The organism is Streptomyces sp., from assembly GCF_036566765.1.
GTDB lineage: Bacteria > Actinomycetota > Actinomycetes > Streptomycetales > Streptomycetaceae > Streptomyces.
Genome location: NZ_DATCVQ010000511.1, coordinates 1 through 4,554, shown reverse-complemented (window position 1 = coordinate 4,554; position 4,554 = coordinate 1). Strand labels below are relative to the sequence as shown.

Sequence of the window (4,554 nt, the reverse complement as noted above, 5' to 3'; positions counted from 1 at the left end):
GGCATGGAACCGCCCTCCCCGCCGCCCATGCCCGACGGCGTGCGCACATACCTCGACCGCATCGTCTGAGCCCTGGAGCGCGACAGTGAGCGAATTCGAAGTCGAGAGCCAGGGGCCGCCCGCCGAACTCCCGCCCGAACGGCCCGCGATACGCGCGATCGACGAGTCCGCAGCCGACATGGGCACCCTGGTGGACATGGGCCTCGTCGAGGAACAACCCGAACCGCCGCCCGAGCCTGACCCTGAGGAGTGACAGAGCCCCCACCGCCTGATGGCGGTGGGGGCCTTCTGCTGTATCCGGGGTCAGCTGTTGCCGCGGGCGTCGAGGATCTCCGCCGTTTCTGTGAAGCCAAATCGTTTCAGGTCTTCGATGGGGTTGGGGCCGGAGATGGACTTCGCCAGGTAGTGGTCGAATACCACGGTCATCTGGCGCACGAGCGCGCCCTCCCCGCGGGGGTCGTCGGGACTGGTCTCTGCTGCAATGAGGCGGGCGAGGTAGTCGAACGGCACGCCGCTCTTCTCGGAGGCTTCGCGTACCCGATCCATGTCGTAGGCCATACCCCTGAACCTACCACAGATAATGCCCTATTATCTGTGGTAAGGCTGAACGCGAGCAGGGAGAACTTGAGCCAGGCGATGCGCGAGGCGACCCCGTTATCTGCGGCAAGGAGAATCGTGGGCAACGTAGTTCAACTTCCCACCGGCAAGGCGCTCACCGTTCAGCTTGCAGCCGACCGCTACCTCGACGCACTCGGCAACCCCAACACGGCTCGGAACTACGCCATCGGCATCAGCAAGACCGTCGAGCGGGTCGGACCGAACCGTCCCCTGGAGACCGTCGCCGCCGACGAGATCGGCCAGGCGCTCGAAGAGCTCTGGGGAGGCGCCGCCGTCAACACCTGGAACGCACGCCGCGCGTCGGTCCAGTCCTGGCTCACATGGTGCCGAGACCGCGGCTACAGCGGCCCGGCCGTCCCGGCCTGGACCAAGCGCCTTACGCCGCCGGACAGCGAGACGCCCGCCCGCTCCAAGTCTGAGATCGACCGACTCATCGGGCGCCGCGACATCGGCCTGCGGGAGAAGACGCTCTGGCGAATGCTGTACGAGACCGCGGCGCGCTCCGACGAGATCCTCGCCCTCAACATCGAGGACCTCGACTTCGCCGGCCGCCGATGCCAAGTAAAGGCCAAGGGGGCCAAGGCCAAGACCCGGCGCCGGGGGGAGACCCGAGGCGACTTCGTCCTGGAGACCGTGTACTGGGACGCCGGCACCGCTCGCCTCCTGCCGCGGCTGCTGAAGGACCGCTCTCGGGGGCCGGTCTTCACGGGACACCGGAAGGCGGGACCCGGCAAGGTGGTCAGCGGGCGCGACGTCTGCCCGGACACCGGACTCGCCCGTCTCTCCTACGGCCAGGCGCGCGCACTCCTCGACGAGGCCACGGCAGCCACCGGCCCCGGGACCGGCTGGGACCTGCACGAGTACCGGCATTCCTCGCTGACACACCTCGGCGAGCGGGGCGCGTCACTGCTGATGCTCATGGCCAAGTCCCGTCACAAGAAGCCGGAGAACGTCCGTAAGTACTTCAAGCCGTCACCCGAGGCCATCGCCGAGCTCACCAGCCTGCTCGCGCCGGGCAACGCCCAACGGTGACCGCGACACTCCGAACTTCCTTGTAGAGATGCCCTACCGGTGCCCCATCGGCTGCACTTGGGAGCAAAGGAACACCCACCTAAGGAAACATATGAACGACGAGACCCCCGTGACGTCCATCTGCGGCTGCGGTCGCCCGGTGAGGGTGCCGACGCACACGGCCGGCGAGCTCCCGAAGGAGCCGCGTCACATCGGCATTCCGGGCGAGCCGACGGAGTGCCCGGAGTAGAACACAGCGAAGCCCGCCCCGGCCGTACAGCCGGGGCGGGCTTCGTCGTTGCTACTGAGGAGCGAATCCGGACCGGATCTTCACCTCGGGGTACAGGAACCACGGCTTGTGCCCCTCGAGGCGACACTCGATCTTCAGCCGAACGGGCTGATCCCGAACCTCGATCCTCCACCGGCGCTCTGCGTCGTCGTCCGTGTGCCAAAACGGAGCATGGGTGTTGGTCATGTCGAACTTCTTGACGGTGGCCGGCGCGAGCGGAAAGACCGGAGTGACTCGACCTGGTTCCGCAACGTCGTCGATCCCAGGGGTGAAGCGCAGCGGCCCCCAGATGTGGGCCGCAACATCCTCCGCAGTCGGAGGAGCGGCGGTACGAGGTGTGCGGTCAACGTCGTCATCGCGGACGAGGACCGTGACGGCATCCAGCTGCTCCAGCCCCGGCGGCCCCACCAACTTGAGGGTGAGAGAAGCCCTCTCGGTGGTGCCCAGTCGGTGCACCTCCACCTCGAGTATCGGCGTTAGCTCCACGTGCCAGCGGTCGCGCTCGATGGCCGCCACGGCATCAGCCGTGTCAGCGGCCCTGCTCGTGGCAGCCCACGAAGCCGCTGCGGCAAAAACGCTGGCCACGGCTGCGATGACACCCAGCTGGTCCCCGTTGAGCCAGTCCATCTTCTTTGCGGCGCCGAGCGCCGCGAGGGCGACTAGAGCGGCCGATCCCACCCAGGCCCGTCGTATCCATATCGCTGACATGCCCGGACCCTACGATGCTCCGTGAAGCGAGGACGCCCATGCTGGCGAACCGGGCGGCCTCGCGCGCCTAGCTTCAACCGGTGCCGTCTGTTTGCGGATGGAGTACGACCTTCTTCAGGGCCGCCTCGACTTCGAACCGGTTCTGCTCGGTCGCTTCGGCGTGGGCGGTCACAGCCGCATGGAGCTTCTCAGCCGCTTCGAGCCACGGTCGCCAGGCTTCGGCGCTGTACGCGCCGGCGGTCGCTTCACGCTGCGCCTCGACGGCGTCGCGCTGGAGCTGGATCAGGTCGTCTGAGAGTTCGATTGCCACGAGCCGGATCGTAAGCGCGGGCACCGACAATCGGGCGGAGGCTCAGGCCGCGTGCCACACGTGTGCCCGGCCACCCCGCCACTCCACCCACGCCGGATCGTCGAGCATCGCCACCGCATCCGGCAGGCCCGCCTCACGCAGCAGCTCCAGCAGCTCCCAGTCGTCCTGGGCCAGGCCGAGAATCTCGCCGCGGACGGTCACCCGCCGGCCTCCGGTCTGGGAGGGGTGGTGCACGACGATCGGCGCGAAGCCCATGCCTCCAGAGTGCCGCGACTCAGTCGAGGACGCCGAGCTCGCTGTCCGGCCGGCAGATCTCGCACGCCCGGATGCCGCCCGCGGTGATAGCGCGCAAGGCCTGCTCGCGGGTCAGGGCGCGGGTGTGGTGGCTGGCCATCTTGCAGCCGCCGAGGTGGACCGAGTCCTCAGTGGCCTGGCCGCGCACGCGCAGGTACGACAGCACCCACGTCGGCCCGTCAGGCAGCTGACGCCGGGGCCGCATATCCGCCTCCCGCTGCTCGACCTCGCTGATGCGCGCCTGGACGCGGTGCAGCGAGTAGGCGAGCCAGGTCTCCAGGGTGCGGAGCCGCGGCAGGTCGGGAGGCAAATCTTCGGACACGTGTTCTATTCTATGGCTGGAAGGCACCGCCAGCAGGAAGGGGTGCCGGTGGATCCCGAGCAGCAGCCGCCCCCGCCGCACGTCGCGGACGTCCTCGCCGCGCTCCAGGCAGCAGGCCGGCCCGCCCCGGAGCGAGTCCAGACGTACTGCGCCGCCCCGCCCGGGGCCGGCAGCGTCGCGCCGCAGGACAGCATGCTGTGCGTCGCCATCCGGTGGCCGGACGACACCGCGGTCCTCTGGAATGAGGTCCAGGGTTGGCGCGTCGCCAGCCCGCGGCCCGCGGTCGGCGCCCGGACTGTCGTCGGCGTCCGCGTGGCGCCGAGCACCAAGCCCGAGCGGGTGGCCCAGGAGCTCCTCGCCGAGCTGGAGCGGCTGTAATTCCGGCTGACGCCGCACTGTCAGTGCCTGGAGCTACCGTGGAGGCATCCCATCCACGCTTGCTGGCTGGCTGCGTGGTACTCGGACCCGCCCTGCCCGGTACAGCGCCCGGCGCGGGGCGGGGCTGCGTCTAGGCCGCGAGTTCCTGCTCGGCGCGCATCGCCTCGGCCCACGCGACGAGCAGCTGGTGATACTCGGCTTGCCGCTCCGAGGGCAGCGCGCCGCCGTCCCACAGCGCGCGGATCTCTTCATTCACCTCGGCCGCAGACCGCCCCACCCCAGTCATGAGACCAGGCTACGGGGCAGAACTGACATCGGTCATGCCTGCGGACGGTCCGGCAGCCGGGCCACGAACGTTCCGATGCCTGGCTCCATGTAGGCGAGTCCGGCCTCGCGCAACTCCTTCAGGACGCGCCGTGCGGTCACGGGGCTGATGCCCGTCTCCTCGACGATGGCCAGCGCGGACGGAAGCCGCTCCCCGGGCTGGTAGACACCGCTGTCGATGCGCTCTTCCAGCAGGGCATAGACCTGCCGCCACCTCGGAATTTCCGGCTGCCACTCCATGATCCCGACGCTAGGCGGGGCCCGTCCGCCAGGCGAGATGAGCTGACCTATCTCGCCTAT

At 69.0% G+C, this 4,554-nt stretch carries 11 protein-coding genes; 4 read left to right on the top strand and 7 right to left on the bottom strand.

Annotated features, from left to right (window positions below; genetic code table 11):
• Nucleotides 1-85: 85 nt before the first annotated feature.
• Nucleotides 86-253: a hypothetical protein gene (locus VIU94_RS29815; RefSeq protein ID WP_331916001.1), complete on the top strand. Its 168-nt coding sequence runs from the start codon at nt 86-88 to the stop codon at nt 251-253.
• A gap of 50 nt (nt 254-303) precedes the next feature.
• On the opposite strand, the gene VIU94_RS29810 is transcribed toward VIU94_RS29815, so the two are convergent.
• On the bottom strand, nt 304-558 hold the full coding sequence (locus VIU94_RS29810; protein ID WP_331915999.1) for a hypothetical protein: 255 nt from the start codon (nt 556-558) through the stop codon (nt 304-306).
• 117 nt (nt 559-675) lie between these two features.
• On the opposite strand from VIU94_RS29810, the gene VIU94_RS29805 reads away from it, so the two are divergent.
• Together VIU94_RS29805 and VIU94_RS29800 are read left to right on the top strand one after the other, a co-directional pair.
• Nucleotides 676-1,650 carry a tyrosine-type recombinase/integrase gene (locus VIU94_RS29805; protein WP_331915997.1) on the top strand — a complete coding sequence of 325 codons (975 nt, stop codon included), beginning with the start codon at nt 676-678 and terminating at the stop codon, nt 1,648-1,650.
• Between the two features lie 91 nt (nt 1,651-1,741).
• Entirely contained in the window at nt 1,742-1,879 is a 138-nt protein-coding gene (locus tag VIU94_RS29800) for a hypothetical protein (protein ID WP_331915995.1), read from the top strand.
• A gap of 51 nt (nt 1,880-1,930) precedes the next feature.
• On the opposite strand, the gene VIU94_RS29795 is transcribed toward VIU94_RS29800, so the two are convergent.
• From VIU94_RS29795 to VIU94_RS29780, 4 genes are all read right to left on the bottom strand, one after another.
• Entirely contained in the window at nt 1,931-2,626 is a 696-nt protein-coding gene (locus VIU94_RS29795) for a hypothetical protein (protein WP_331915993.1), read from the bottom strand.
• 73 nt (nt 2,627-2,699) lie between these two features.
• Nucleotides 2,700-2,936, bottom strand: a complete 237-nt coding sequence (locus tag VIU94_RS29790; protein WP_331915991.1) for a hypothetical protein — start codon at nt 2,934-2,936, stop codon at nt 2,700-2,702.
• A 42-nt stretch (nt 2,937-2,978) separates the two neighbouring features.
• Complete coding sequence (locus VIU94_RS29785) at nt 2,979-3,191, bottom strand: hypothetical protein (protein ID WP_331915988.1); 213 nt, start codon at nt 3,189-3,191, stop codon at nt 2,979-2,981.
• A gap of 19 nt (nt 3,192-3,210) precedes the next feature.
• The gene (locus VIU94_RS29780) at nt 3,211-3,552 is read right to left on the bottom strand and encodes a DUF6233 domain-containing protein (RefSeq protein WP_331915986.1); all 342 of its coding nucleotides are present in this window, start codon (nt 3,550-3,552) and stop codon (nt 3,211-3,213) included.
• A 48-nt stretch (nt 3,553-3,600) separates the two neighbouring features.
• Between VIU94_RS29780 and VIU94_RS29775 the strand changes: the two genes are divergently transcribed.
• Nucleotides 3,601-3,930, top strand: a complete 330-nt coding sequence (locus tag VIU94_RS29775) for a hypothetical protein (RefSeq protein WP_331915984.1) — start codon at nt 3,601-3,603, stop codon at nt 3,928-3,930.
• Between the two features lie 130 nt (nt 3,931-4,060).
• On the opposite strand, the gene VIU94_RS29770 is transcribed toward VIU94_RS29775, so the two are convergent.
• Together VIU94_RS29770 and VIU94_RS29765 are read right to left on the bottom strand one after the other, a co-directional pair.
• Nucleotides 4,061-4,216 carry a hypothetical protein gene (locus VIU94_RS29770; protein ID WP_331915982.1) on the bottom strand — a complete coding sequence of 52 codons (156 nt, stop codon included), beginning with the start codon at nt 4,214-4,216 and terminating at the stop codon, nt 4,061-4,063.
• A 32-nt stretch (nt 4,217-4,248) separates the two neighbouring features.
• The gene (locus VIU94_RS29765; protein ID WP_331915980.1) at nt 4,249-4,494 is read right to left on the bottom strand and encodes a winged helix-turn-helix domain-containing protein; all 246 of its coding nucleotides are present in this window, start codon (nt 4,492-4,494) and stop codon (nt 4,249-4,251) included.
• Nucleotides 4,495-4,554: the final 60 nt, after the last annotated feature.

Coding starts and splice junctions, on each gene's coding strand:
- VIU94_RS29810 (WP_331915999.1), bottom strand. CDS start 558: ATGGCCTACGACATGGATCGGGTACGCGAAGCCTCCGAGAAGAGCGGC.
- VIU94_RS29800 (WP_331915995.1), top strand. CDS start 1,742: ATGAACGACGAGACCCCCGTGACGTCCATCTGCGGCTGCGGTCGCCCG.
- VIU94_RS29795 (WP_331915993.1), bottom strand. CDS start 2,626: ATGTCAGCGATATGGATACGACGGGCCTGGGTGGGATCGGCCGCTCTA.
- VIU94_RS29785 (WP_331915988.1), bottom strand. CDS start 3,191: ATGGGCTTCGCGCCGATCGTCGTGCACCACCCCTCCCAGACCGGAGGC.
- VIU94_RS29770 (WP_331915982.1), bottom strand. CDS start 4,216: ATGACTGGGGTGGGGCGGTCTGCGGCCGAGGTGAATGAAGAGATCCGC.
- VIU94_RS29765 (WP_331915980.1), bottom strand. CDS start 4,494: ATGGAGTGGCAGCCGGAAATTCCGAGGTGGCGGCAGGTCTATGCCCTG.